At 54.5% G+C, this 1,526-nt stretch carries 1 rRNA gene; it reads left to right on the top strand.

Annotated elements, in window-relative coordinates:
• Positions 1-2 precede the first annotated feature (2 nt).
• A 16S ribosomal RNA gene (locus V7L31_RS29095) occupies positions 3-1,491 on the top strand.
• Positions 1,492-1,526 lie beyond the last annotated feature (35 nt).

Below are 1,526 nucleotides of genomic sequence, written 5' to 3'. Positions count from 1 at the left end.
ACAAAACGGAGAGTTTGATCCTGGCTCAGGATGAACGCTGGCGGTATGCTTAACACATGCAAGTCGAACGGTGTCTTCGGACATAGTGGCGGACGGGTGAGTAACGCGTGAGAATCTACCATCAGGTCTGGGACAACCACTGGAAACGGTGGCTAATACCGGATGTGCCGAGAGGTGAAAGGTTAACTGCCTGATGATGAGCTCGCGTCTGATTAGCTAGTTGGAAGTGTAATGGACTCCCAAGGCGACGATCAGTAGCTGGTCTGAGAGGACGATCAGCCACACTGGGACTGAGACACGGCCCAGACTCCTACGGGAGGCAGCAGTGGGGAATTTTCCGCAATGGGCGAAAGCCTGACGGAGCAATACCGCGTGAGGGAGGAAGGCTCTTGGGTCGTAAACCTCTTTTCTCAGGGAAGAACACAATGACGGTACCTGAGGAATAAGCATCGGCTAACTCCGTGCCAGCAGCCGCGGTAATACGGAGGATGCAAGCGTTATCCGGAATGATTGGGCGTAAAGCGTCCGCAGGTGGCAATGTAAGTCTGCTGTTAAAGAGTGAGGCTCAACCTCATAAGAGCAGTGGAAACTACATAGCTAGAGTACGTTCGGGGCAGAGGGAATTCCTGGTGTAGCGGTGAAATGCGTAGAGATCAGGAAGAACACCGGTGGCGAAGGCGCTCTGCTAGGCCGTAACTGACACTGAGGGACGAAAGCTAGGGGAGCGAATGGGATTAGATACCCCAGTAGTCCTAGCCGTAAACGATGGATACTAGGCGTGGCTTGTATCGACCCGAGCCGTGCCGTAGCTAACGCGTTAAGTATCCCGCCTGGGGAGTACGCCGGCAACGGTGAAACTCAAAGGAATTGACGGGGGCCCGCACAAGCGGTGGAGTATGTGGTTTAATTCGATGCAACGCGAAGAACCTTACCAAGGCTTGACATGTCGCGAATCCTGGTGAAAGCTGGGAGTGCCTTCGGGAGCGCGAACACAGGTGGTGCATGGCTGTCGTCAGCTCGTGTCGTGAGATGTTGGGTTAAGTCCCGCAACGAGCGCAACCCTCGTTTTTAGTTGCCAGCATTAAGTTGGGCACTCTAGAGAGACTGCCGGTGACAAACCGGAGGAAGGTGGGGATGACGTCAAGTCAGCATGCCCCTTACGCCTTGGGCTACACACGTACTACAATGCTCCGGACAGAGGGCAGCAAGCATGCGAATGCAAGCAAATCCCGTAAACCGGAGCTCAGTTCAGATCGCAGGCTGCAACTCGCCTGCGTGAAGGAGGAATCGCTAGTAATTGCAGGTCAGCATACTGCAGTGAATTCGTTCCCGGGCCTTGTACACACCGCCCGTCACACCATGGAAGCTGGTAGTGCCCGAAGTCATTACTTCAACCTTTCGGGGAGGAGGATGCCTAAGGCAGGACTGGTGACTGGGGTGAAGTCGTAACAAGGTAGCCGTACCGGAAGGTGTGGCTGGATCACCTCCTTTTTAGGGAGACCTACACCCCTTACATATCGAAAAGC

It is taken from the genome of Nostoc sp. (assembly GCF_036916655.1).
Taxonomy (GTDB): Bacteria; Cyanobacteriota; Cyanobacteriia; order Cyanobacteriales; family Nostocaceae; genus Nostoc.
Note: the sequence above shows the minus strand (reverse complement) of the source record. Positions and strands in the feature narration are given on the sequence as shown.